At 58.0% G+C, this 22160-nt stretch carries 21 protein-coding genes; 13 read left to right on the top strand and 8 right to left on the bottom strand.

Annotated features, from left to right (window positions below; all coding sequences use genetic code 11):
• Nucleotides 1-7 precede the first annotated feature (7 nt).
• From xseA to EKD03_RS06010, 3 genes are read left to right on the top strand one after another with little or no spacing between them, the layout of a single operon-like run.
• Nucleotides 8-1213, top strand: coding sequence for an exodeoxyribonuclease VII large subunit (gene xseA, locus EKD03_RS06020; RefSeq protein WP_129628608.1), 1206 nt, complete (start codon nt 8-10; stop codon nt 1211-1213).
• Nucleotides 1210-1419: an exodeoxyribonuclease VII small subunit gene (gene xseB, locus EKD03_RS06015; RefSeq protein ID WP_129628606.1), complete on the top strand. Its 210-nt coding sequence runs from the start codon at nt 1210-1212 to the stop codon at nt 1417-1419. Before xseA ends, xseB begins: the two co-directional genes overlap by 4 nt.
• An 11-nt stretch (nt 1420-1430) precedes the next feature.
• On the top strand, nt 1431-3404 hold the full coding sequence (locus tag EKD03_RS06010) for a hypothetical protein (RefSeq protein ID WP_129628604.1): 1974 nt from the start codon (nt 1431-1433) through the stop codon (nt 3402-3404).
• 7 nt (nt 3405-3411) lie between these two features.
• Here the strand turns inward: EKD03_RS06010 and EKD03_RS06005 are convergent, their stop codons facing one another.
• The gene (locus EKD03_RS06005; RefSeq protein WP_129628602.1) at nt 3412-3813 is read right to left on the bottom strand and encodes a type II toxin-antitoxin system VapC family toxin; all 402 of its coding nucleotides are present in this window, start codon (nt 3811-3813) and stop codon (nt 3412-3414) included.
• Complete coding sequence (locus EKD03_RS06000) at nt 3810-4073, bottom strand: hypothetical protein (protein WP_129628600.1); 264 nt, start codon at nt 4071-4073, stop codon at nt 3810-3812. Before EKD03_RS06000 ends, EKD03_RS06005 begins: the two co-directional genes overlap by 4 nt.
• A gap of 122 nt (nt 4074-4195) precedes the next feature.
• Between EKD03_RS06000 and EKD03_RS05995 the strand changes: the two genes are divergently transcribed.
• The 6 genes from EKD03_RS05995 (at nt 4196) to EKD03_RS05970 (ending at nt 12975) form a co-directional block, all read left to right on the top strand.
• The gene (locus EKD03_RS05995) at nt 4196-5095 is read left to right on the top strand and encodes a glycosyltransferase family 2 protein (protein WP_129628598.1); all 900 of its coding nucleotides are present in this window, start codon (nt 4196-4198) and stop codon (nt 5093-5095) included.
• The gene (locus EKD03_RS05990; RefSeq protein WP_238613409.1) at nt 5049-6533 is read left to right on the top strand and encodes an undecaprenyl-phosphate glucose phosphotransferase; all 1485 of its coding nucleotides are present in this window, start codon (nt 5049-5051) and stop codon (nt 6531-6533) included. The genes EKD03_RS05995 and EKD03_RS05990 overlap by 47 nt, the downstream gene beginning before the upstream one ends.
• Before the next feature lie 530 nt (nt 6534-7063).
• Complete coding sequence (locus EKD03_RS05985) at nt 7064-8581, top strand: type III PLP-dependent enzyme domain-containing protein (RefSeq protein WP_238613408.1); 1518 nt, start codon at nt 7064-7066, stop codon at nt 8579-8581.
• A 260-nt stretch (nt 8582-8841) separates the two neighbouring features.
• Nucleotides 8842-9522 (top strand): response regulator transcription factor, encoded by a 681-nt coding sequence (locus EKD03_RS05980; protein ID WP_129628594.1) that lies wholly within the window; start codon nt 8842-8844, stop codon nt 9520-9522.
• Between the two features lie 25 nt (nt 9523-9547).
• Entirely contained in the window at nt 9548-11728 is a 2181-nt protein-coding gene (locus EKD03_RS05975; protein WP_129628592.1) for an ATP-binding protein, read from the top strand.
• A 131-nt stretch (nt 11729-11859) separates the two neighbouring features.
• On the top strand, nt 11860-12975 hold the full coding sequence (locus tag EKD03_RS05970; RefSeq protein ID WP_129628590.1) for a radical SAM protein: 1116 nt from the start codon (nt 11860-11862) through the stop codon (nt 12973-12975).
• A 1-nt stretch (nt 12976) separates the two neighbouring features.
• Here the strand turns inward: EKD03_RS05970 and EKD03_RS05965 are convergent, their stop codons facing one another.
• The gene (locus EKD03_RS05965; RefSeq protein ID WP_129628588.1) at nt 12977-13963 is read right to left on the bottom strand and encodes a fumarylacetoacetate hydrolase family protein; all 987 of its coding nucleotides are present in this window, start codon (nt 13961-13963) and stop codon (nt 12977-12979) included.
• Between the two features lie 220 nt (nt 13964-14183).
• On the opposite strand from EKD03_RS05965, the gene EKD03_RS05960 reads away from it, so the two are divergent.
• Together EKD03_RS05960 and EKD03_RS05955 are read left to right on the top strand one after the other, a co-directional pair.
• Nucleotides 14184-15071: a PIG-L deacetylase family protein gene (locus tag EKD03_RS05960; protein WP_238613407.1), complete on the top strand. Its 888-nt coding sequence runs from the start codon at nt 14184-14186 to the stop codon at nt 15069-15071.
• A 101-nt stretch (nt 15072-15172) separates the two neighbouring features.
• On the top strand, nt 15173-15433 hold the full coding sequence (locus EKD03_RS05955) for a GlsB/YeaQ/YmgE family stress response membrane protein (RefSeq protein ID WP_129628584.1): 261 nt from the start codon (nt 15173-15175) through the stop codon (nt 15431-15433).
• A gap of 8 nt (nt 15434-15441) precedes the next feature.
• Here EKD03_RS05955 and EKD03_RS05950 read toward each other — a convergent pair whose 3' ends face one another.
• Nucleotides 15442-16437: a galactose-1-phosphate uridylyltransferase gene (locus EKD03_RS05950; protein ID WP_129628582.1), complete on the bottom strand. Its 996-nt coding sequence runs from the start codon at nt 16435-16437 to the stop codon at nt 15442-15444.
• A 374-nt stretch (nt 16438-16811) separates the two neighbouring features.
• Here EKD03_RS05950 and arsM point away from each other — a divergent pair, with 374 nt between their 5' ends.
• Together arsM and arsN2 are read left to right on the top strand one after the other, a co-directional pair.
• A complete protein-coding gene (arsM, locus tag EKD03_RS05940) occupies nt 16812-17654 on the top strand; it encodes an arsenite methyltransferase (protein WP_129628578.1) in 843 nt (280 codons plus the stop codon).
• Between the two features lie 38 nt (nt 17655-17692).
• Entirely contained in the window at nt 17693-18136 is a 444-nt protein-coding gene (arsN2, locus tag EKD03_RS05935) for an arsenic resistance N-acetyltransferase ArsN2 (RefSeq protein ID WP_161569193.1), read from the top strand.
• A 9-nt stretch (nt 18137-18145) separates the two neighbouring features.
• Here the strand turns inward: arsN2 and EKD03_RS05930 are convergent, their stop codons facing one another.
• The 4 genes from EKD03_RS05930 to EKD03_RS05915 form a co-directional block, all read right to left on the bottom strand.
• Nucleotides 18146-19984 (bottom strand): carbohydrate-binding domain-containing protein, encoded by a 1839-nt coding sequence (locus EKD03_RS05930; RefSeq protein WP_129628574.1) that lies wholly within the window; start codon nt 19982-19984, stop codon nt 18146-18148.
• Between the two features lie 19 nt (nt 19985-20003).
• Nucleotides 20004-20570 carry a DUF4956 domain-containing protein gene (locus EKD03_RS05925; RefSeq protein WP_129628572.1) on the bottom strand — a complete coding sequence of 189 codons (567 nt, stop codon included), beginning with the start codon at nt 20568-20570 and terminating at the stop codon, nt 20004-20006.
• A gap of 4 nt (nt 20571-20574) precedes the next feature.
• Complete coding sequence (locus EKD03_RS05920) at nt 20575-21402, bottom strand: polyphosphate polymerase domain-containing protein (RefSeq protein WP_129628570.1); 828 nt, start codon at nt 21400-21402, stop codon at nt 20575-20577.
• Nucleotides 21403-21500: 98 nt separating this feature from the next.
• Nucleotides 21501-22160 (bottom strand): IPT/TIG domain-containing protein (locus EKD03_RS05915; RefSeq protein WP_174842819.1); only part of this gene is annotated, 660 nt, incomplete at its 5' end.

Raw genomic sequence — 22160 nt, 5'->3', positions numbered from 1 at the left:
AACGGTGATGCAGGCACTTGGCGTTGCACAGCTCAATAGCTATCTGCGCGAGTTGCTTGAAGCGGATGAGATTGTTCGCGATCTGTGGGTGGTGGGCGAGATCTCCGAATTTCGCCGCTACCCATCGGGGCATTGCTACTTTACCCTCAAGGATGAAGGTGCGACCCTGCGCGGGGTGATGTGGCGTACCTTTGCAGATCGGCATGCGAGTCTGCCCCGGGTTGGTGATGCGGTGCTGGCCCATGGTAAGGTCTCGATCTATGAGACGCGGGGCGAGTTGCAGTTGGTCGTGGATACGATCATGTCTGCCGGGGTGGGGTTGCTCAATGCACGCTTTGAGGAGTTGAAGCAGCGTCTCGCCGCCGAGGGGCTGTTCAACCCGGAGCGGAAACGCCCACTCCCAGCGATGCCGCACCGAATCGGGATTGTTACCTCACCACAGGCGGCGGCACTTCAGGATATGCTCACGATCCTCCGTCGGCGCTTCCCCCTCACCGAAGTTCTGATTGCGCCCTGTGTTGTGCAGGGTGAACGTGCGCCCGATAGTATTGTCGAGGCGCTCTATGCGATCTACCAGGCCGAGGTTGATCTGATCATTCTGGCACGTGGGGGTGGTTCGATTGAGGATCTGTGGTGCTTTAATGATGAGGCGGTGGCGCGGGCCGTCTTTGCCAGCCCGGTGCCTTTGATCACAGGGGTGGGCCACGAGACCGATACGACAATTGTGGATTTTGTGGCCGACCTGCGGGCACCGACGCCCTCGGCAGCGGCGGAGTTGGCGGTACCGGCGCTGAGCGATCTGTATGCTGAGATCGCCTATCTGCGCACGCGGCTTCATATGGGCGTCTCGATCCAGTCCCGCCGTGAACAAGGTGATCGTCTCGTCCAGCGGATGAATCAGGTTGCCCCATTGCGCCGCATTACGCGGGATCGCCAGCAGCTTGATGATCTCGCACGCCGCCTGATGGCCCAGATGGTTCGCCGTACCGAACTGCGCCGCAGCCACCTGCGGGGCCTACAGGCTCAACTACAAGCACTTAGCCCCTTGGCGACCCTCGTGCGTGGCTATGCGCTGGTGCGCCGAGTCAGTGATGGTCACCTTCTCACCGATCCTGATCAGGTGAATCTTGGTGAACACCTGGTTATTACCACCCGCTCCGGCGACCTGCATGTCCAAGTGATTGTCCCAACCGATGAGGATGAATGCAGATGAATGATCAATCCCCCGTTCATACCTACGAAACCCGCTATGCACGCTTGCAGGAGGTGGTAGTTCAGCTTGAATCGGGCGATCTCCCACTTGAGCAGAGTCTCACGTTGTATGAAGAGGGGATTCGTCTGGCGGCTGAGTGCCAAGCACTGCTTGATGCGGCTGAGTTGCGGATTCAGCAACTCCAAACGGGTGATGTGAGTGGGTAAGCGGGGGGGCCATGTACCAAACAGAATCGGTTCATACCTATCCACGGATGCTGATCAGCGCGGTTGCTTGGCTCTGCACGCTCCTGGTGGTGCTCACCTCGGCGCAGGTCGGGTTTGCCTTTCTACGCTCCTTCTGGGGGCTGTATGGCCAGCCTGCGGATCTCATCACTGAGTTGCCTGTGTTGGGGAGCTTGGTATCTTGGATTGCAACCGACTCGTATTCCTCCGCTCAGCTAACTACATTTGGCCCCATATTGATCGAACCGCTGCTGCTTGCTGCATTGGCGCTCTTTGCGACGTTGATTCTGCGCAATGCCTTTCCGGCGGTGCGTACTAGTTCGCAGGGGCTGTTGGTCGAGTTCGCTGGCTCGTGGTTGCCGATTCCCTGGGAACATGTGCTGGCGGTGAAGGTGACCGAGGATCACGCCAGTGAGCATTTTGTGTTGCTGGTACAGACGGACAAGCAGCATCTGACGCCCTGGCATCGGGTTTATAGCCTCTTCTATGCACATGGCATGAACTGGCAACCAGCCTTCTATATCACCTCAAGCATCAACGACTTTGATGGGTTGGTTCAGACCATGCTGAGCGAGAGTGAGCGAACCTCCCGCGCCAGTGAGACGGCACAGCCCATCCAGTTGCAGGAAGATGCGCAGTCGCCGGTCTTCCGCCTGATCCTCAGCCCCAAGGCATTCTTCAGCCATAAACCACGCGAGGGTCATGCCGACAACTCTGCCCGCCCAGTAGTAGCCGCATCGCCGTTGGGGAGTCCTTCCGCATCAGTCTATCCGGCACGCATCACTGGGTTAGTCAAAGCGGCGGTGAGCGTACTGGTGATCGTGACCATTTTGCGCTATTTGGGGGTCTGGGCGCACGTTCTCGCGCTTGAATTTCCGGCGCTGCGCTGGATTCCGCTCTTTGATTGGGGTGGCGGCGATCCCGCCTATCGCCAACTCTTCCAATCCTATGCTGAGAGCGGCGTCCCCTTTATGGGCATCCCGGATCGTCCGGATCTGCCCGCACCGTGGTGGATTCTGGTTGCGGCACATCTGATGTTGCTCTTCAGTATCGCGGTGATCTTCTGGGTCAGCCACCTCTTCCCAGCGTTGGAGGTGCGAGGAGAGGGCATTGCGGTGTACGATTGGCTGAGGCGGCGCTGGCGGTTAGTTCCGTGGCAGCGAATTCATGCGCTCAAACTGACCGAGATCTCCGAAGAGAGCCAGGTCTTGCTGCTGCAAAGCCGCGCATTGCCACTGAGCCAGAGTTTCACCAGCCTGCTCTACGATGGAAGTGTGACACCGGGGGTGGTGATCACCTCGGCGATCAGCAACTTCCAGCCGATGTTGGAGCAGTCACTTGGTCAGATTGTCGCCTTGGAGGAGGCGGGCGGACCGACGATCTTGCAGCAAGAGGCGCGTTCAACGTTGTTGTGGCACGCCATGGATGGGCGGGGGGCGCGTGAGGCGATGGTGAGTGTGGTGCGCTCTGATCCTGACACGCGCACCTTGCGGATACCGACTCTGATCCCAGCAGCGGCCCGCATGGCACTGATTGCCCTACCTCCGGCGCTACTGATTGTGCTGGCGGGCCTATTGGGGAATGTGGTGCCCGGATGGGGGATACTCTTTGCGGCCTTGGGGATCTGGCTCTTGGGGATGATCGAATGGCCAATGATCACCTTGGCCTCGACACTTCTGGATGAAAAGACGGGTGGCGGCGAGGATGGTTACCGGGCAGTGCCACTCTACCCGACCAGCCAACTACCCCGTTTACTGCCACTCATAGCGGCGCTGGTGGTACAGATCGCGGGCATTGTCGTCTTGCCAGTTCTGGCCTGGATCGGGGCGATGGTGTGGACTTTCTGGCTGGCGCGCGGTTTTTGGGAGGCGCTCTACGAGTGGCGCGATAGTCAGGCGATTCTGGGTGGGTTATTGCCGATTGTGTGGCAACTGTTGGTGTTGATTGTCTATTTGGTGGTGGGGTAGTTGCTATTCAGCGCTCTTCCGTAATAACCAGCAGCCCGGAGATTTGTTGAAAGTCATCAGGGTTGTGGGTTATCAACGGTAGATTGTAGCGTAGAGCGGTCGCAGCTATCCATGCATCCTGGGGTGAAAGAGGGAGTCCAGCGGCGCTACGGGCGGCACGTACCTTTCCCCAATAGCGACAGACCTCGATATCAACCGGGAGTAATGTGTAGCGATTCAGATGCTGTTCCAATTGAGTGATACGGGCTTCACCCCAATGACGTAAGGCTGCCCACTGGAACAACTCTGCAATCGTCATAATAGCAAGTGCATGTTCTTGATTGAGTAAATGCGGCGCATATAGGTTGGCACGTGTGTCGTGTTTAAGTACAAATGAGACAATATTGGTATCAAGTAGAACAGTAGTCATTGATCGCTCATTCGGTCAGCTGCGCGTTGCTCGGCGATGAAGTTATTGATAGCGTCAGCACTTTCGTCTTCTGGCCAGAAGTCAGCCGCCATCATCGCCAAGTCGGTGACGGGCGGGGTGTGGCGCACCACTGGCGGAAGTTCGATACTAGGTTGTTGATAGCCCTCTTGGAGACCTCGTAACAACTCTTGGATGAGTTGGAGTTGATCAATAGGTGAGAGCTTGCGGGCTGCCATTCGCACTTGTTCGACAGTGGTCATGGTATCTCTCCTCTAGTTTACTATGAGCTAGTATACCATTGTTCTAAATCCACCGAAGTTGGTATAATATCCGCGCCGCAGATCGGGCCTTGTGGTGGCCCTGATATCTGTGCGGAGGAACTATGCCGAGTCTGGCGATTGTCATTTTGAATTATAACCGGGCCGATCTGCTTGCGGATTGCCTCGAATCGATCTATGCGACGCCGACGCGCTGTGCTGTAACGGTCTGGGTGGTGGATAACGCCTCGCGTGATGGGAGCGCTGAGGTGGTGCAGACGCGCTTCCCCCAAGCCAAGTTGATCGTCAGTCCGATTAATGGTGGCTATTCGCATGGCAACAACTTGGCGCTGCGCCAGATCCTGAATGCCCCTACTTCACCCGACTATGTGATGTTGCTGAATAACGATACACTGGTACCCGCCGGGGCGCTCGATGGCTTGGTGGAGTATCTGGAGCAGCATGGCGAGGTGGGTGCGGTTGGCCCGAAGTTGCTCTTACCCGACGGGTCGCTCGATCTGGCATGTCGGCGCAGTTTCCCCACCCCGGAGGTGGCGCTCTACCGGATGCTCGGCCTTGCACAGATCTTCCCGCGCAGCCCGCGTTTTGCGCGCTACAACATGACCTACCTCGATCCCGATCAGGAGACTGAGGTGGACGCACTTGTGGGGGCGTGTATGCTCGTGCGCCATAGCGTGCTGCGTGAGGTGGGGCTGTTGGACGAAGCCTTCTTTATGTATGGCGAAGATCTGGACTGGGCGTACCGGATCAAAACGTATGGTTGGCGTATTGCCTACTACCCACGGGTGATCATCCACCACTACAAACGCGCTGCGAGTACTCGGCGGGCAATTCCTTCGATTCGGGCCTTCTATGCTGCGATGCGCATCTTCCATCGCAAACACTACGCCGCCACCACCCCAGCCGCACTAAATGCGCTGATCGAACTAGGCATTACGCTAAAGGAGTTGCTTGCCCTTGGCCGCAATTACCTCCTCCCCCCAGCCGCGCGCCGGGTCGGATAGACCCCAGGCCCAACTCTACCCACGCACATGGCGGGCACTGTTGCGAGCCGGGCTGATAGCGTGCGATCTGGTGGCCATCAATGGGGCCTTTATCGGCGTCTATATTAGTAACTTGGAAGCCATGCGTAATGCGGGCCTCCTGCTGCCCTCTGACCCATTGGTGGCGATGCGGTTTCTACTGCTCTTCAACCTGGCCGCGATGCTGGTCTTTACCTTTAACGGCCTGTATGAGATGCGACGCGGTGCTTCGCGAGTGGATGAAGCCTTCAAGGTGCTGACCTCGATCTCGCTGACGACCGTGGTTGCTCTGTTGATCAACACCCTGCTCCCCGAATTGGGTGCGGTTGATCTGCCCTGGAGCCGCGATGTGCTGGCCTGGAGTTGGCTGATCGCCCTCTTTGCTTGCGTTACCCTGCGGGTTCTGCATCGCTGGGGGGTGGTCTGGTTACGCAGGTATGGGATTGATACACGCCGGGTGCTGCTGGTGGGGGCACGTGAGCCGGGGCTGTTGGTATGGAATACGATCCGGCGGCGACCCGATCTGGGCTACCGGGTGCAGGGCTTCATCTCGGATAGTGCCCCGGTTGGGACGATCATCGAGGATTTGCCGGTGTTGGGGCGCACGGCGCAACTGGGGCGGGTGGTGCGGGCGACCCAAGCTGATGAGGTGATCATCGCGCTGTCGGGGCGCTCAACCCAAGACTTGATGGAGATCATCAGCTTGGCCGAAGACGAGTCGGTGGAGATCAAGGTCTACCCGGACACCTTCCAATTGATCACCAATAACGAGGTTTCGATTGGTGACCTGAGCGATCTGCCACTGGTGAGCGTGAAGAATGCGGCCCTGGACATCCCCTGGAACCGGGCACTCAAGCGGGCGATGGATGTGGTTGTCTCGTCTATGCTCTTATTGGTAGCGGCACCTTTGATGCTGTTGATTGCCCTAGCGATTCGGCTCGATTCCAAAGGGCCAGTCTTCTTCTTGCAAGAGCGGATGGGGATGGACGTACAGCCGTTCTGGATGCTCAAGTTCCGTACTATGCGAGTTGATGCAGAAGCGTTGGGGACTTGGACAACCCCCAACGACCCACGGGTGACGCGGGTGGGGCGGGTATTGCGCAGCAGTAGCTTAGATGAGTTGCCTCAGTTGATCAACGTCTTGATTGGCCAGATGAGCTTGGTGGGGCCGCGCCCGGAGCAACCGCGCTGGATCGAGCAATTCAGCCAGCAGATCCCGCGCTATATGCGTCGTCACAAAGAGAAGGCCGGGCTTACCGGCTGGGCGCAGGTGAATGGGCTACGCGGCGATACGAGTATCGAAGATCGTACCCGCTACGACCTCTACTATATCGAAAATTGGTCGTTGCTGCTGGACATCAAAATCATCCTGCGCACGATTGCGAATTTCCTGACTGGGAAGCAGGAAAACGCATATTGACAGTGCATAGTTCTAGGTGTATAATGCCCACTTGGTTGAGCCAATCAACCGGCTTATTCGCGCCCCCCGTTACGTTTTTGGGTCACGGGTTTCGCGTTTCGGGAAGGCACCCGACACACGTAACACGCAACACCGAACGCGAAGCGGATAGCGCCACTGCGACTGTCGCTGGTGACATGTTAGCAGAGTGGTGGCGTCGGGCGGGCTTATGTGAGGCAGTATGGACAGTTCTGACAATTTATGCGCACATACGCTGCGCCATCCAGACTGCACCCCTGTGACGCCTCCTAACGGAGGGCGGATTGGAATCCGCCTGGGCGCGTAGACGATACGCGCCGCTCCTCTCGGATGGCTCCTGCACACGGATGCAGGGGCTTTTTTGATCCCCGTAGCGTATTCACGGCCACATATGGCAACGCGGTTGTGCGTTATGCACGACGGCATGGCTGTGTGCGGTCTGCGTTCGCCACAGCCGGTCATTTCTCACTTCTGGGAAGATCATCCTTGTCTGTAGGAGGGCATTGGTACAGTTGAAGCAACAGATCTACGCCGAGTACATCCAGGATCGCCATGGCATTGCCCCGGAGGGGCCGTTGACTGATTTTCTCACCCGTGAGCAGGGCCAGATCCTGCTGGGTGGGCAAGCTAACCTGAACCGGTTGGCCAACCGCCATGGTGCCCCGCTCGAAGTGGTCTATACTCCGCAAATTACGACCCAGGTGGAGCGCATGCACGCTTGGGCCGCGCAGGCTCGCCACAACAGCGAGTATACTGGTACCTTCCTCTATGCCTACGCCACCAAGGCCAACTTTGCCGCTGAGGCGGTGGCGACCGCTCTTGCGGCGGGGGTACACTATGAGACATCGGCGGCGGCCGATGTGATGATCGCCCATCGTCTCTGGCGGCAGGGAACGTTGCCGAAGGGACGTTTGATCTTTTGCCACGGATCAAAGGAGCCGAACTATTTGGCGGCGATTCGCGAGCTACGCAGCGATGGTTGTGAGACGCTTACGCCGGTCTTGGATGACCTGAACGAGCTTGAGGATCTGATCAGCAGCCCGCATGTGATGCAATTTGGGGTACGCGAGCGGGCGGCGGGTAATCGGGATGGTCGCCATCCGGGCCAGGATCGTTTTGGCCTGAGTGGGGCTGAGATCACCCAGGCGGCGGAGATGATCGCCGCGAGTCGCCACCGGCTGGTGCTCTATCACGCCATGATCGGGAGCCAGGTGGAGGATGAGGCGCACTTCCTCAACACGCTGCGCGACTCGGTAGAGGGTTACTGCCGCCTCCGTCAGCAGGTGCCGACACTGCGCTACTTCAACTTTGGTGGTGGCGTACCGACATCGGGCTACCGGCTGGGGTTTGAGTTTGACTATGTCGGCTTCCTGACCCGTCTGATGCGGGTGATCCGTGACACCTGCGCCGAGTATGATGTGCCGATGCCGGATCTGGTGGGCGAGTTCGGGCGCTACACCGTGGCGACCCACAGCGTCTTTTTGCTGGAGGTCGGTGCGGTGAAGGCCGGGCAGGCGGGTGAGCCGGACTGGTACTTGGTGAACGGGAGCCTGATGGTGAGCCTGCCGGACAGCATTCTGGTTGAGGGGCAGGAGTTTGTGATCGTGCCCTTGAACGGCTGGGATCGTCCGGTACGCCCGGTGCGGCTGGCTGGGCGGCGCACCTGCGATAGTGACGATGTCTATCCGCGCCCGGATCAGCCCCCGCTGATGTTACCCGACATTGGCGAGGGATTGGTGCTGGCCATCTGCGGGGTAGGCGCCTACCAGCAGATGATTTCGGGGCGGGGCGGGGCGCATCACTGCCTGAGTCCGGAGCCAGCGCGGGTCGTCTTTAGCCAAGTCGAGGGGCGGCTGCAATCGCGCTATGTTCCGCAGCAGGATCAGGCGACGATCATGCGCTTGTTGGGCTACCCACCGCAGCAGCAGCCAGTGCCGTTGCGGATTGCACCCTCCGCACCGATCCCGATCAGCCTGGGGGCCATGGCGGCACGGCGGCGCATGCGTGAACGGGTGGCGCGGGCGCGGTAATATTTGGGGGAGGCGAAGCCGCCTATTGGTGTGAACTTTAGGGCTAACGCCCTAAAACCCATGTTGGGGCTGCGTCCCAAACCCCAATTTTTGTTGTGTTTTGGCGGCGAAGCCGCCAAAACACAACAAAAAAGTTCTTCGGGGGAGGCGAAGCCTCCCCCAAACCTCCACTGAAGGTCGAGGCGCAAGGTATTGCGCCTCGACCTTCTTTTCTGTTAAAATTGTAATCTACGTACCGGGTTGCACGAAGGAGCAGTGCTATGTATATCTTGGTAGCTGATGACGATATCCCCAGTGTCAAGCTGACCTCGTTTGTGCTAGAAGAGGCTGGGTATCGCGTAATCAAGGTGTACGATGCGCAGAGTGTCCTTCAGGCGGTTGATCAGCATAACCCGGATCTCATTCTGCTTGATGTCATGATGCCCAAGTCAAATGGCTTTGATATTTGCCGCCAGATCCGGCGCAACTCAGATGTCCCGATCATCTTTCTTTCGGGGCGCTCGCAGCTTCAGGATCGAGTGATGGGCTTGCAGATCGGGGGTGATGACTATTTGGTCAAGCCCTACGAGCCATCTGAACTATTGGCGCGGGTTGAGGCGGTGTTGCGTCGGCGCAATAGTGATCTGTTGAGCACCTCGTCACGCCTGAGTCAGGGTGATTTGACCCTTGATCCGGTGGAACATAAGGTTATCTTTACCGATGGGCGTACTATAGAGTTAACGCCACTCGAATTCCGTTTGCTCTACTACTTAATGAAGAATGCCGGACGGATCTTGAACGTGAGTCAGATCCTCAGCAAAGTCTGGGGCTATGATTACGAAGGCGAGGGCAATCTGGTGGCGGTCTATATACGGCGTCTACGCACGAAGATTGAGCGTGATCCCGAACATCCGCGTCATGTGATAACGGTGCGTAATCTGGGCTATAAGTTTGAAGCCTGAGACAAGACGCCAGGAGGCGTTGTTCATGGCTACGACCGATATGCTCTTTGCGCGTGCAGAGCCATGGGTACGAGCAACGATGCGCGACTGGCTCCTGATGATCATCTTACTCATTATGATGGTGTTCTGGTCGTTGTCTCAGCTACCCCTGAACACCATTGTGGCGGGTGGGTTGCTGCTCTATACCGCCTTTCATTTTGGTTGGTTGCTGGCGTTGCGAGATGCGCGGATGAGCCAGCATCAACTACAACTCCGTGGAGTGCAGATCGCTGGCATATTGGCTGATGTGGCGATCTCATTCTGGTTGATTGTTGCGGTTGCGCCCTTCAAATTGATCATCTTTCCGATCTATATGGTAATGGCCTTGAAGGTGGTCTACTCTTGGCGTACCTTTTTGCCGGTCGTGCTCGTTCCAACCCTGTTTGGGCCGCTCTATTTAGCAGCGAGTTATCGCATTGGGGTTGATTTTGGGATGTTACGAGCGGATCAGGTAGTGGGTTTTTGGGGTTTGATTGCTGCGAGTTGTTTCTTTGTTTGTCTGCTGTTTGTCCTCGCGGAGCGCCGCTTGCGCCGTACTGATGATCTTGATCTGCAACTGATTCAGATGCGGGTTGAGTATGATGCGCGGGTGGCGGAACTCGAGAGTAGTAATACCGACCTGCGGGTACGTATTCGGCGTCAGCAGTCGTTGGAGGAGAGTCTGCGGGCAATCACGGGTTCGTTGAGTCTCGATGAGGTTCTGAGTCAGATTCTGGATAGTATGATGCAGATGATCGGGGCACCACGGGTGAGTGCTGCCGGGCTGAGTCTGGTGAGTGGAGCGGGGTTTACCCACCGTACCTTGGGGATGGGTGGGGGCGCACCGCATCTGTGGGCGGAGCCGTTGGCCCAACAGGTGGTGCAGAGCCATTCGCCGGTGGTGGTCGGGGATGCGCTGCTGGATGCAGATTGGAGTTACCTGCAACGGGCTGGTATCCTTTCGGCGCTGAGTGTGCCGCTCGTTGATCCGCATAATCAGGTCATTGGGTCGCTCACGGTTGTGAGTGCTCAGCGTCATGCCTTTACTCCCACCGATGCACGCCATCTCACCTCATTTAGTATCCAGGCCAGTGTGGCCATCCAGAATGCCGAATTGCATACACGCCTCGAACATCAACAAGCCATGCTTCAGGCGGTGGTGCGGGATATTGGTGATGGCCTGATCGTGGTGGATGCGCAGGGGGCGATGGTGATCGCGAACCCGGTGGCGTATCAGACTCTCCAGAAGAGTGATGCGAATGGTGATGGGTTGCGTGATGAACTGGATCACATGAGTCGAGAATTGCGGGCGCAGCCCCAACCATTGATTCAGCGCGAGATTCACTTTGGTGAGGATGATCAGCAACGGGCCTACCAGATCTTTGCCTCGCTGGTGCGCACCGAGGCTGATGATGATGCGAGCTATGTAGCGCTGGTGATTCATGATGTGAGCGATCAGAAGTTGCAAGAACGGCGGCGATTTGAGTTTATTTCTATGGTTTCGCATGAGTTGCGTAATCCATTGAATACCCTCAATGGCTTCCTCAAGGTGGTGTTGCAAGGTAAAGCTGGCCCACTCACTGCGTTACAACAGGAGTTCTTGGGCTTAGCCGATAATCAGGCCGATGCACTCAAGGGGCGTATTACCGAGTTGCTCGAATTTAATCGGCTTGAAGCGGGACGCTTGCGCCTTCAGCCGCAGTGGTCTAATCTCGCTGATCTGTTGCGGAGTACGAATACTCGTTTCCAGATTCTGGTTGAGCAGTTTGGCTTGACAATAGAGGCGGCTATTCCTGAGAACATCCCAGAAGTGCTGATGGATCCGGAGCGGATTGGTCAGGTGCTTACTAACCTGATCGAGAATGCAATGAAGGCAACCCCGGCAGGAGGAAAGATCGTTCTGCGTGCGGTCGTACATGAACAGTATGTACAGGTACAGGTTGCAGATACTGGGGTGGGAATTCCAGCGGAGCAACGCGAGAAGATCTTTAGCAGTTTTTATCGCTTAGAGCATAAATCCTCGCCGCATGGTGTGCATCTTGGCTTGGGGCTTTCGATCTGTCACCAGATTGTTGAGGGACACAACGGGCGGATCTGGGTGGAGAGTGAGGTCGGCCAGGGAAGTTGTTTTAACTTCACCATTCCTCTGGTGCGGCGCGAACAGATGATCCGTGAACCTGCCGCTTGATGATATTGTCACCGTTCTCTTGCGCTACCTAACGATATGTTAACGCCGGACACTCTGGAAGAGTGCGATCATGCACTGGTATGATCGTCGCGGGTATCACTGATGATGCCCCTGGAGAGAGAGGTTTGTGCATGAATGTGGCATTGATTGCTCTTCCGAGCGCCAATACGGTATGCATACCTCCGTTGAGTTTAGCCTATCTTGCCACGTTATTGGAGCAGCGGCGTCATATTGTGCGCATCTATGATCTAGGGCTTGATCCAGAGACGGCGTGGAGTAGTGCATTTTTGCCACTGCGCTCATTTCGCCCGCACATATTGGTGGTGGCTGGTGATCAGGCCGAACTCCGCACAGCGGCGTTAGAGGCGTTGCATCAAGATCAGCATGAGCATGTCTTAGTGCTTCCGATGAGCCGTAGCAGTTTGGATGCACATCATGTCTGTTGTGAAGCACTGACCTGGATTCAGCAGCAGCGGGGTGGAACTGACGGTTGTCAGCAGAATCTTGCAGCGCTTGAGTCGATAGATGCGCTGCCCTTCCCTTCCCGCCATTTGCTCTCGTTGGAGGGCTACAACCTGCGTGCGGTGGGCGGGGAACTCCAGACGACCATGCTGATTGCGGGCCGTGATGTGCGTAAAGCGGGGGATGTGGTTTTGCGGGTGCCGAGTCAGATCGTGGCCGAGTTGCGCACGGTTGCGGCGGAGTTTGGGTTACGCCACTTTCTCTTCCCCGATGTGCTGTTGACGATGGATCATGCGTGGTTGGTGGAGATGTTGCGCCTCCTGTGTGATGCCCAACTTATGGTGCGTTGGGAGGCGAGTGCTGATGCCGAGTTACTGGATGCGGCGCTGATGGTGCCGCTGGCGCAGGCTGGCTGTGAGGCGCTGACGCTGACGATGCGAGCCAGTCGGGTCTTTGAGTCGGCGGAGACGCGTCACCGGGTCAGCCACGTAGTCAGTAGCGCCCATGATCAGGGGATCTATGTGCGCGCCAATGTCTTGCTTGAACCGCCGTATGAGTCGGTGCCGCATCTGGTGGATGTTGCGGCGACCTTTAATCTGGATGCGGTGTGTTTTGAGGTGCCCGCAGCCGAGGTGGTGGGGGCGAGTGCAGACACCACCCAGGTGGCGAAGTTGGCGCATCAGATCTATGATGCGGGGCGGGATCGGCAGCGCTTCATCAACCGTTTTGGCCCCGCTCTGGGTAGTCTGATCTGGCGCTTGCGTGGGCAGCGCGGATCGAGTTAGGTTATTCGATACTATTGCGTAGAACGCCTAGCCCGGTTATTTCTAGTTCGACCACATCCCCACGGGCGAGCCACGGCCCATAGCCTTGGGTGAGTTCGAGCAGACAGCCGCTCCCGACCGTACCACTTCCCAGTACATCGCCGGGGTAGAGGGTGACATCGCGGCTGGCGTGGGCGATCAGGTCGGCAAAGCGGTAGTACATACTCGCCGCGTTTCCGGATGAGCGCACGACCCCATTCACCCGTGCCTGCATGGTGAGGCTCAAGTGCCCATCATCATCGGCATAGATCTCCAGTTCATCTGGCGTAACCAGCCAGGGGCCGAGTGAGGTGGCGAAATCCTTCCCCTTGGCCGGGCCGAGGCCGATGGCCATCTCCTGGAGCTGGAGGTCGCGGGCACTCCAATCATTCATGATCATATACCCGGCGATATAGTCGTTCGCCTCGTCGGGGCTGATGTTGCGCCCGGTGCGCCCGATGACGCAGGCCAGTTCGAGTTCGTAGTCGAGCGCCTCGCTCTGGGGCATGGGGATCGGGGCATCGGGGCCGTAGATAGCGGCGTGGTTGCTGAAGTAGAAGGTGGGGATTCGGTACCACTCGCTGGGGACGGGCTGGCCACGCAGGGCGGCGGCGGCGGCGACGTGCTGTTCAAAGGCGAAGAAGTCGCGCACGCTGGCAGGGCGGGGTAGTGGAGCGAGGAGGCGCACTTGGGTGAGGGGGAGGAGCATAGCTGCGCCACCCAGGTGGAGTTCGCTGTTGCCCATCTCCGCCCCACCGCTCAACTGGATCACTGCCGCGACAATCTCGGCGGCGGTTTCGAGGTTACCCTCATCCTGATCGGCCTGGAGCAGACTGAGCAGATCCCAGCGCTGCGCTTCAGCCTCTTCGAGTACGAGGGGGGCGGCGGCGGCCAGATCGACCACGGCGGTACCGAGTAGGACACCGGCGCGGGGCGGGCCAGCGGGGGGGCTAAAGGTGACAAGACGCATCGGGCTTCCTTTCTGCGTAGGTGGTAATCGTTCACACTTCTCCTAGCTTCCAGATTTTGACGCAAAGACGCAGAGGCGCAAAGCCTGCAACAAAACCTTTGCGTCCTTGCGCCTTGGCGTCAACACGAGGTTTCTTTACCCCAAATATGAACCGTTACCGCAGGCGCAGGGTTTGTGGTAGGCTACATTCAGTATAATTCTACAACAGTTAGGTGCGATCATGCTCTATCAGGCGGAGAGATATAGTGGCGGACGCCCGCGCATCTTAGTGGTGTTGGCGCACCCCGACGATGAGAGTTTCGGGATGGGCGGGACGTTAGCGCTCTACAGTTGGTGTGGGGCAGAGGTGCATTTGGTGTGTGCAACCGGGGGTGAGGAGGGTGAGATGGCCCCGGAGTTGCTTGTGGGCTACGCCTCGGTGGCGGATCGGCGGGCGGCGGAGTTGCGCTGTGCGGCCCAGGAGTTGGGTCTTCAGAGCGTGACGATGCTGGGCTACCGTGATTCGGGGATGCCAGGGGCGGAGGCGAACCGCCACCCTGAAGCGTTGGTGGCCCAGCCCCCTGAAGCGGTGGCCGCACGGGTTACCCATGAGATACGCCGGGTACGCCCGCATGTGGTACTCACCTTCGATCCGATTGGCGGCTATCGGCATCCCGATCATATTGCTATTCAGCAGGCAACAGTAGCGGCGTTTGCGGCGGCGGGCGATGCGGCCCAGTTTCCGGGCGATCTGCCTGCCTACCGCCCGCAGAAGCTCTACTTCCACACCTTCTCGCGGCGTTTGTTGCGCCTCGTGGTGCGGTTGATGCCGCTCTTTGGGCGTGATCCGCGCCGTTTTGGGACGAATGGCGACATTGATTTTGTGGCCTTGGCCGAGGTGGATTTCCCGATTCATGCCTCGATTGATGTCTGGCCGGTACGCCGAGCGAGTGCTGCCGCATCGGCTTGCCATGTCAGCCAGGGTGGCGGATCGGGGGGCTTACGCGGGATGTTGGGGGGGGTGCTCTTACTTTTGGGGGGCCACGATACCTTTATGCGGGCGGAGCCAGCACCTGTACCGGGGCTTCACGAACGTGATCTGCTGGCGGGGGTGCAGGTGGAGGATTGAATTGAATAGAGACGCAAGATAGTGTGTCTCTCGATAGACGCAAGATATTGCGTCTCTACCCCTTGTTATTTCGCACGTAGCGAAACATACGGAGGATTCCTGTGGGACCAATCGCATGGATCATTTTTGGCGGCATTGCCGGATGGGTGGCGAGCCAGCTTGCTGGGCGTGGTGCCCAGCATGGCTGCCTTTTCAACGTTATTGTGGGTATTGTCGGAGCGATCATCGGTGGTGCGGTGATGCAACTCTTCACGGGCGATCCGTTCACCTTCCGTGCCTTTAGCCTTTCGAGCTTTGTGGTGGCGGTGTTGGGTTCACTCATTTTGTTGGCAATTGCCAACAAGATGCAGCAGAAGCGTTAAGCACGCCGTCACTCACCACGGAGGAAGGCGGCACACTCTTCGGGGATGGCGGGGTTGATCCAGACCCCGCTGCCCAATTCAAGCCCGGCACTACGGCTGAGGCGGGGTACAATCGCCAGGTACCAGTGGAAGTAGCCATTCTCCGGCTCCTTAGTGGGCGATGAGCGCAGGATCAGGTTGTAGTCGGGATCATTGAGGTGGGTATAGAGCCGGAAGAGTACATCGCGCAGCAATGGTGCGAGATGGATCAGGGTGCTGGGATCAATGTGCATAAAGCTGGCGCGATGGGCACGTGGTAAGATCCAGATATGGAAGGGCGATGAGGAGGCATAGAGCACGAAGGCGGCAAAGTGCTCGTTTTCGGCAATCATGCGCTCACCCCGGCTCAGTTCATCGTCGAGCATGGTACAGAAGACACAGCGCCCGGTATCATCGAAGAAGCGGCGTGCCTCCTCGATGCGGTGGCGAATATCACCGGGGACGATGGGCAGGCCGATGATCTGGCTGTGGGGATGAGGCAGCGAAGCTCCGGCGCGTTCACCATGGTTTTTGAAGAAGACTAGGTGCTCAACACGCGGATCAACACTGATCTCGCGTCCACGGCGCAGATACATTTCGAGTACCGAGCGGATCTCTTCGTCGGTCATCAGGGCCATGGTGGCGTTGTGGAGCCGATGTTCGACCAATACCTCGTGATAGCCCACCCCGGTAATAAAGCGTTCGACCCCATTAAAGGTACGAATGAGTGGCCCAACCTCAGCCAAGGCGGGATACTTATTGCGTACCACCCGTGTATCCCACTCCGGCCCATCTTCGGGCAAACGGCAGACCTCAAGATCGAGCTCCTCATTGCCCACACAGAACGGGCAACGCTCGTCGTGCTCATCACGTTCGTGGGTAAAGGTGCGATCCGTTGCCTCGGCATAGACATTGGGTCGGCGGGCGCGCTCACTCGCAATGATCACCCACTCACGGGTGGCCAAGTTCTGCCGCAGCTCAGGCATGGTGTGTTCCTCCAGGACAAGCCACGATGGCTGACCCTATTGTAGGCTGAAGCGCTCTAGGCGGCAACTCTGCCCATGCCCTAATCAGGGCATGGGCAAAGTCACCTCCGGTGGGGGTTCGGGGGCGGCTTCGCCGCCCCCGAAGATCTTTTTTTGTTGTTTTTTGGCGGCGTAGCCGCCAAAAAACAACAAAAATTGGGGTTTGGGGCGCAGCCCCAAGGACTCTGCCCATGCCCTGGATACACCGTAACTATATTGACGTTCTTCAATCTATTTGCTATACTCATCATCAAGGAGTAGAATCCAACCACCAGGATCGTTCCACTTTTTTTATCGCAACTATATTGATAATTATCAATACAAGGAGCATAACCATGAACCAGCCCCTAACCGACCCCGCCGCGATTAAAGCGACTGTCCGTGAGCACTACGGGAACGCCATTCAGGCCGCCGACGGCTGCTGCGGCCCTTCCAGCAGTTGTTGTGGCCCGTCCAATTTGGAGATCACGTTCTATGGTGCCGAGACTATCGCCACGCTCCCGTCCGATATGGTTACGACCTCTTTCGGTTGTGGCAACTCGCTGGCCCTCGCTCAACTTCAATCCGGCGAAACGGTTCTCGACTTGGGTTCTGGTGGTGGCCTTGAGGTGTTGCTTGCTGCCCGTCAGGTGGGTACGGCGGGCTTCGTTTATGGTCTGGATATGACCGATGCGATGTTGGAGACTGCCCAACGCAATATGCAGAAGGTGGGTGTCACCAACGCGCAGTTCCTCAAGGGTGACATCGAGCATATTCCATTGCCCGATCAGTGTGTGGATGTAATCATCTCCAACTGTGTGATTAACCTTGCCCCTGACAAGGGCCAGGTGCTCTCCGATGCTTTTCGGGTGCTCAAGCCCGGCGGGCGATTGGCGGTCTCCGATATTGTCTTCGATGGCGATCTGAGTACACTGCCGGTGAGCGAGGCTGATCTGCGCACGGCGTTGAGTTGGGCGCACTGCTTCGCCGGGGCGTTGACGATGAGCCAATACCGCGAGATCCTTGAGGCGGCTGGCTTTACCCAGGTGAATCTGGAGGTGACTCTGCGCTATAGCAGCGCCGATCTCCAAAGCTACAATCAGGCTGAGGCGCTGCTCGCTGCCTTCCCGGCTGAGGCTGTTGCGGCTCTGGATGGTAAAATTACGAGCTGTGCGATTACCGCCCGCCGCCGAGCTTAATGTGGATGTTGGGCGGGGTATTCCACTTGGAGGACGTGATGACAAGCATCCAGATTACCCCGGCCACTCCGAGCGATCTCCCCGCTGTGCTCGCGCTGCTGAGTGCCAACGGTCTGCCGCACGATGGCTTGGCCGAGCACTTCGATACCGCGTTGGTGGCCCGCGATGGCGATACGGTTGTTGGTAGCGCGGCTCTAGAGCGGTATGGCGCGGAGGCTCTGCTACGCTCGGTAGCGGTAGCCGCCGCGCAGCAGAGCCAGGGGGTTGGTCGCCAGTTGCTCGTGGCAGCACTGTACCTCGCCCGCACCCACGGTATACGGCGGGTCTATCTGCTCACCACCACGGCAGCAAGTTATTTCTCGCGTTACGGATTTGTGCCCGTGGCCCGTGCTGATGTTGATCCGGCGGTGCAGGTCTCAGCCGAGTTTCAGGGAGCCTGCCCCGCTCGTGCCGCTCTGCTGCGCCTCGATCTTGGTGGATGAGGGTACCTCTCACCTCCAGCGCTGAAACTCGCCAACTTTCGTGATGATACCTGTAACATCGAAGGTGGTGTAGTCGCTCCCTGCGGTATACTGCCCTTCGGTGTAGAGGCCGTTCTGGCTGATGCCGCTCACACTGCCCCCTAGCATCACCGTGTAGTTCGCGCCCGACATGAGTTGCGGTGAAGAGAAGGTCAGGGTTTGATATGCTTTGCTGGGAACGAAGGTGAGGATGCTGGCCCCTTGGTTATCCTTAATGTGAATGATCTGTCCCGCATCCTGTACCGATGGGAAGTTGAGTAGAACTCCATACTGGGTTGAGTTTTCGGTGGGTGCGAGCGCCATCTGGGCACTCCCAACAGCTACGAGTGTGCCGCCATTCATGGTAAATTCATAGTCATAATCGAGCGCGGCATTCATCCGCTGGGTTGGCCCATGTACAATCACTAATCCCGCATCCATGGTGATGCTGCCGTTGATGTCGAGGCCGTCTCCCTCTGCATTGATAATCAGGGTGCCTCCGGTGATGTTCAGCGTATAGTTGACATCTGATATGCGCCCAATAGGGAAGGGCATGTTGCCGGAAGGACGATTGCCCTGCGGTGGTGGATTGTCTTGGGGTGGTGGGTTGCCTTGCGGGGCGTTCGCTTCGCCTCCGGCGGCATTGACACCATCATCCGAAGCGTTCACGTTGATCATCCCGTCGCTGATGGTGATGTGTTGGGCTTCGATGCCTTCATAGCTGCGGCTGATGCTGATCTCGCCCCCGTGAATACCCAGGTTCACTTCGGCGTGGATGGCGTCATCGCCGCTGGCCAGATTGAAGATCCCGCCGTTCATACTGATGTCGGTGTCGGCATGGATGGCGTCATCGGCGCTGTCAATTTGGATGCTGCCAGCATCAATGATCACCGCACCCGCCGCCTTTAGCCCCTTGGCTGAGGCGTCAGCAGCGAGGCTGGCCTGGCTGCCCCCGCCCGCCACGATCTGCACCTCGCCGCCACTCACCAGCAGGTCGGTCTGCGCTTGGATGCCGTCACCCCCGCTGGTGATACTGATCTGGCCGTTGCTGATCGCTACATAGCCTAGGCTGCTATCATTCTCGTTGTCGGATTTGAGGCCATCGCCGCCTGCTTCAATCGTGAGCGTGCCACCATCGATCACGAGGTAGTCCTTGCCCCGGATGCCATCATCAACCGCGTGAACCTGAATGTCACCTCCACTAATGGTGAGGCTATCTTTGCTGTTGATTCCATCGTTGTAGGCGGCTTCAATCTGCAAACTGCCAGTGCCGCTGATGTGCAGATCGGCGCGGCTGAAGAGTGCCGCGTTGGGTTCGTCCACGTCTGCGCTGGGGTAGAGGTAGGTGGCGGCGTCAGCCAAACTATTCTGGCTGCCAGCGGCAAGGACGAGCATGACGCTACTGGCCTGCTCGATCACCAGCGGGGCACTGGTGGTGCTGCGTAGTGTGGCCCCATTCAGAATGATCTCGACCGGCGCATCGTCACTGGTCTCAACAATGATCTGTCCATCATCTAGGTTTCCGCTGATCTGGTACCTGCCTGCGGTGGTGATCGTGGCAATATTCCCTTGGATCTGCACCCCCGCGCTGCTACTCTGCATGCTGGTTCCGTTCAGGCTGATCTGTTGGAGATCGCTGTCTGTTATGGTGGGTACGACTACCACCTCCGGGGTGCTCTTCTGCGCTAAAACGTCGGCGACTGTGGTGGGGGTGCTCGCAACCACCACGACCGTCTCGTTACTGGTGGATTGTGTACTCGGTGTGGCACAGGCACTCAGCAGAGTACCCGCCAAGCCGCAACTAAGGAGGGTGCGCCATAGCATCTTCATATGGGTGAAACTTTCTGGATTAGGAAAAGAGGGTCAACTCGGCTGTATCGTGCAGCAGATCAATCCGCCCGATCTCTACTCGTTGCACCGGCAAGCCCGTGCGCTGGCGCAGGTCGGCCAGGAGTTCCGCGCGCCGTTCGGGCACGATCAGATCGAGTCGCTCGTAGGTGACGCGGTTGCGTGATTGGAACGTGAAGCCCCAACCCTGCTCTAAGACATAGAGCAGCACAATCACAAACCCGTTCGCCAAGAGCAGTTGCCCAAACGCCCCATTCGGTGTCAACACGGCATTGATCACCGGCAGTGCGATCAGCACGAAGAGGTAGGTCATCTCGCGGATGGGCGTCTCTTCGGTGCGGTAGCGCAGTACCGAGAAGATGGCGAAGAGGCCGAAGCCCACTCCGATACTCAGTTCGACGCTGGTGAGCATGGCCAAGACGAAGTAGATCAGGCTGTTGAAGGCCAGAAACGAAAAGACGTAGTTGCGATCCGGGGTGCGCACGGCATAGATGCCTCGCGTGATCACCAGTGCGACCACCAGATTGAGGCTTGCGCCCAGGGCAAGGCTGAGAAGATCGGTATTCATGGTGTTATTCATTTCCAGCAAGCTGCTCAATGATCCGCAGATGGGGCTTGAAGCGGTTGTGCTTGATGTGTGGGTAGAGCATGGCTACACCGACACAATATTTGCTGAACCCGTGGGGCCGAACGCCCGCCGCCTTGAACTGCTGCATTATCCCCGATCTTCGTTCCACCCCCGCCTGCTTCACTTCAACCACTGCCAAGTTGGGCAACGCCAACATCGTGTCGGGGCTGCCGAAGCGCAGACCGAGGTCTATCGTGACCCGCTCCTGCGCACTTCGGTTCACGAGCGTGATGCGGGAGAAGCTGTTCCAGAGTTGCGAGCGCAGGCTGGGCACAGTCCCCGTCAGATACCGCGCCACAAAGGCGTCGAGATCCTGGCTCCAGTGTGTGACCATGCGCGGCGTGGTGATACGTTGCTTGAGGGTGCGCCCCTTGTTGCTCTTCTGTTTCAGTTCAACAAAGGACTGCCCGCTATTGAGGTAACAGCGGCTGCGCAGTTTGTAGCGGTTGCCGCGTCCTGCATGATGTTGGAGGTAGAGATCAAACGTGGGCGTATCGAAATAGAGCGTCTGGTAGCCAAACACACGGCTACCCGCCATCTCTAACACATCATACTGATCGGCGACCGCTTGCAGAATATCGGCAAGTTGGGCACGCCGCAGCAGATACTTCGTGTCGGTGCGGTTTTGCAAGGCCACCGCATCCATCTGATCCAGACTAATCGGGCTGAAGTGCGCCAGCAGGTGCGCCATCGGTTGACCTGGCCTCTGCCGCAACGCCACCGGCTGCTGCGGCATGGCGCTGAGGGTCGGAGTAAACGAACGAGCGAACATCGCGCCACGCTCCTGGATTCACGGGTGCCATCTGCACCTGTGAGGAGTATAGGGGCGCGATGTTTAGATGCGATAAAGGAGTTTCGTAGTTTCTGGATCTAGTGGTCAAAGACCACCGTCGCCGTACCATCGGGGCAGACACCCGGTATCCCATCATAGTGTATCGTCAGTGTGATGCCGTTGGGGGTGTAGGTACCTGACAGCGAACCGTATGGATCTGTAATCGCACTAACACCATCAAAATCGCCCGAAATGTACAGAAAACCAGTCGTGTCATCCGGCGGTGGACATCCGGTACGAAAAGAGATATCCCCACCATACAGTTTGTCACCACTAACACAAGCCCAACCAATAAAGGGGCCATCATCGCCAGCAGGAATGATCCATGGGCCAGGTGGCTCGTAGGGTTCCATGGCAAAGCATTTCCGTGGCTTGCTGTTGGGCGTGATTTCAACGTCCGGAATCGATTCACGATCTTGGGTAAAGTAGATGCTGTTGCTCGCAATCCCCTGCACAGTGACAATCACGTGCCCACTGCCTAGCGCATCGGGCGCGATCACCAGAATCTCAGTGTCGCTCCACGTCTCGACCTTGGCCACATCACCGGCAAAGGTGACGCTACTGCGCCTCTGGTCGGGGCCGAAGTTGCGCCCAGTGATAACCACTTGGGTGTTGGGGAGTCCGTGATCTGGGTTGAGGGCGGTAATCTGCGGGCCGTTCACACGCAACTCTTCGCTGCGGATCACGCGCCCCCCGGC

It is taken from the genome of Candidatus Oscillochloris fontis, assembly GCF_004138135.1.
Lineage (GTDB): Bacteria > Chloroflexota > Chloroflexia > Chloroflexales > Chloroflexaceae > Oscillochloris > Oscillochloris fontis.
Note: the sequence above shows the minus strand (reverse complement) of the source record. Positions and strands in the feature narration are given on the sequence as shown.

Excerpts from the sequence above, each read along its gene's own strand:
- EKD03_RS05950 (WP_129628582.1), bottom strand. The coding sequence starts at position 16,437 with ATGCCTGAGCTGCGGCAGAACTTGGCCACCCGTGAGTGGGTGATCATT.
- EKD03_RS05930 (WP_129628574.1), bottom strand. The coding sequence starts at position 19,984 with ATGAAGATGCTATGGCGCACCCTCCTTAGTTGCGGCTTGGCGGGTACT.
- EKD03_RS06000 (WP_129628600.1), bottom strand. The coding sequence starts at position 4,073 with ATGACCACTGTCGAACAAGTGCGAATGGCAGCCCGCAAGCTCTCACCT.
- EKD03_RS05970 (WP_129628590.1), top strand. The coding sequence starts at position 11,860 with ATGAATGTGGCATTGATTGCTCTTCCGAGCGCCAATACGGTATGCATA.
- xseB (WP_129628606.1), top strand. The coding sequence starts at position 1,210 with ATGAATGATCAATCCCCCGTTCATACCTACGAAACCCGCTATGCACGC.
- EKD03_RS05960 (WP_238613407.1), top strand. The coding sequence starts at position 14,184 with ATGCTCTATCAGGCGGAGAGATATAGTGGCGGACGCCCGCGCATCTTA.
- EKD03_RS05980 (WP_129628594.1), top strand. The coding sequence starts at position 8,842 with ATGTATATCTTGGTAGCTGATGACGATATCCCCAGTGTCAAGCTGACC.
- EKD03_RS05965 (WP_129628588.1), bottom strand. The coding sequence starts at position 13,963 with ATGCGTCTTGTCACCTTTAGCCCCCCCGCTGGCCCGCCCCGCGCCGGT.
- EKD03_RS05920 (WP_129628570.1), bottom strand. The coding sequence starts at position 21,402 with ATGTTCGCTCGTTCGTTTACTCCGACCCTCAGCGCCATGCCGCAGCAG.
- EKD03_RS05925 (WP_129628572.1), bottom strand. The coding sequence starts at position 20,570 with ATGAATACCGATCTTCTCAGCCTTGCCCTGGGCGCAAGCCTCAATCTG.
- arsN2 (WP_161569193.1), top strand. The coding sequence starts at position 17,693 with ATGACAAGCATCCAGATTACCCCGGCCACTCCGAGCGATCTCCCCGCT.
- EKD03_RS06010 (WP_129628604.1), top strand. The coding sequence starts at position 1,431 with ATGTACCAAACAGAATCGGTTCATACCTATCCACGGATGCTGATCAGC.
- xseA (WP_129628608.1), top strand. The coding sequence starts at position 8 with ATGCAGGCACTTGGCGTTGCACAGCTCAATAGCTATCTGCGCGAGTTG.
- EKD03_RS06005 (WP_129628602.1), bottom strand. The coding sequence starts at position 3,813 with ATGACTACTGTTCTACTTGATACCAATATTGTCTCATTTGTACTTAAA.
- EKD03_RS05975 (WP_129628592.1), top strand. The coding sequence starts at position 9,548 with ATGGCTACGACCGATATGCTCTTTGCGCGTGCAGAGCCATGGGTACGA.
- EKD03_RS05995 (WP_129628598.1), top strand. The coding sequence starts at position 4,196 with ATGCCGAGTCTGGCGATTGTCATTTTGAATTATAACCGGGCCGATCTG.
- arsM (WP_129628578.1), top strand. The coding sequence starts at position 16,812 with ATGAACCAGCCCCTAACCGACCCCGCCGCGATTAAAGCGACTGTCCGT.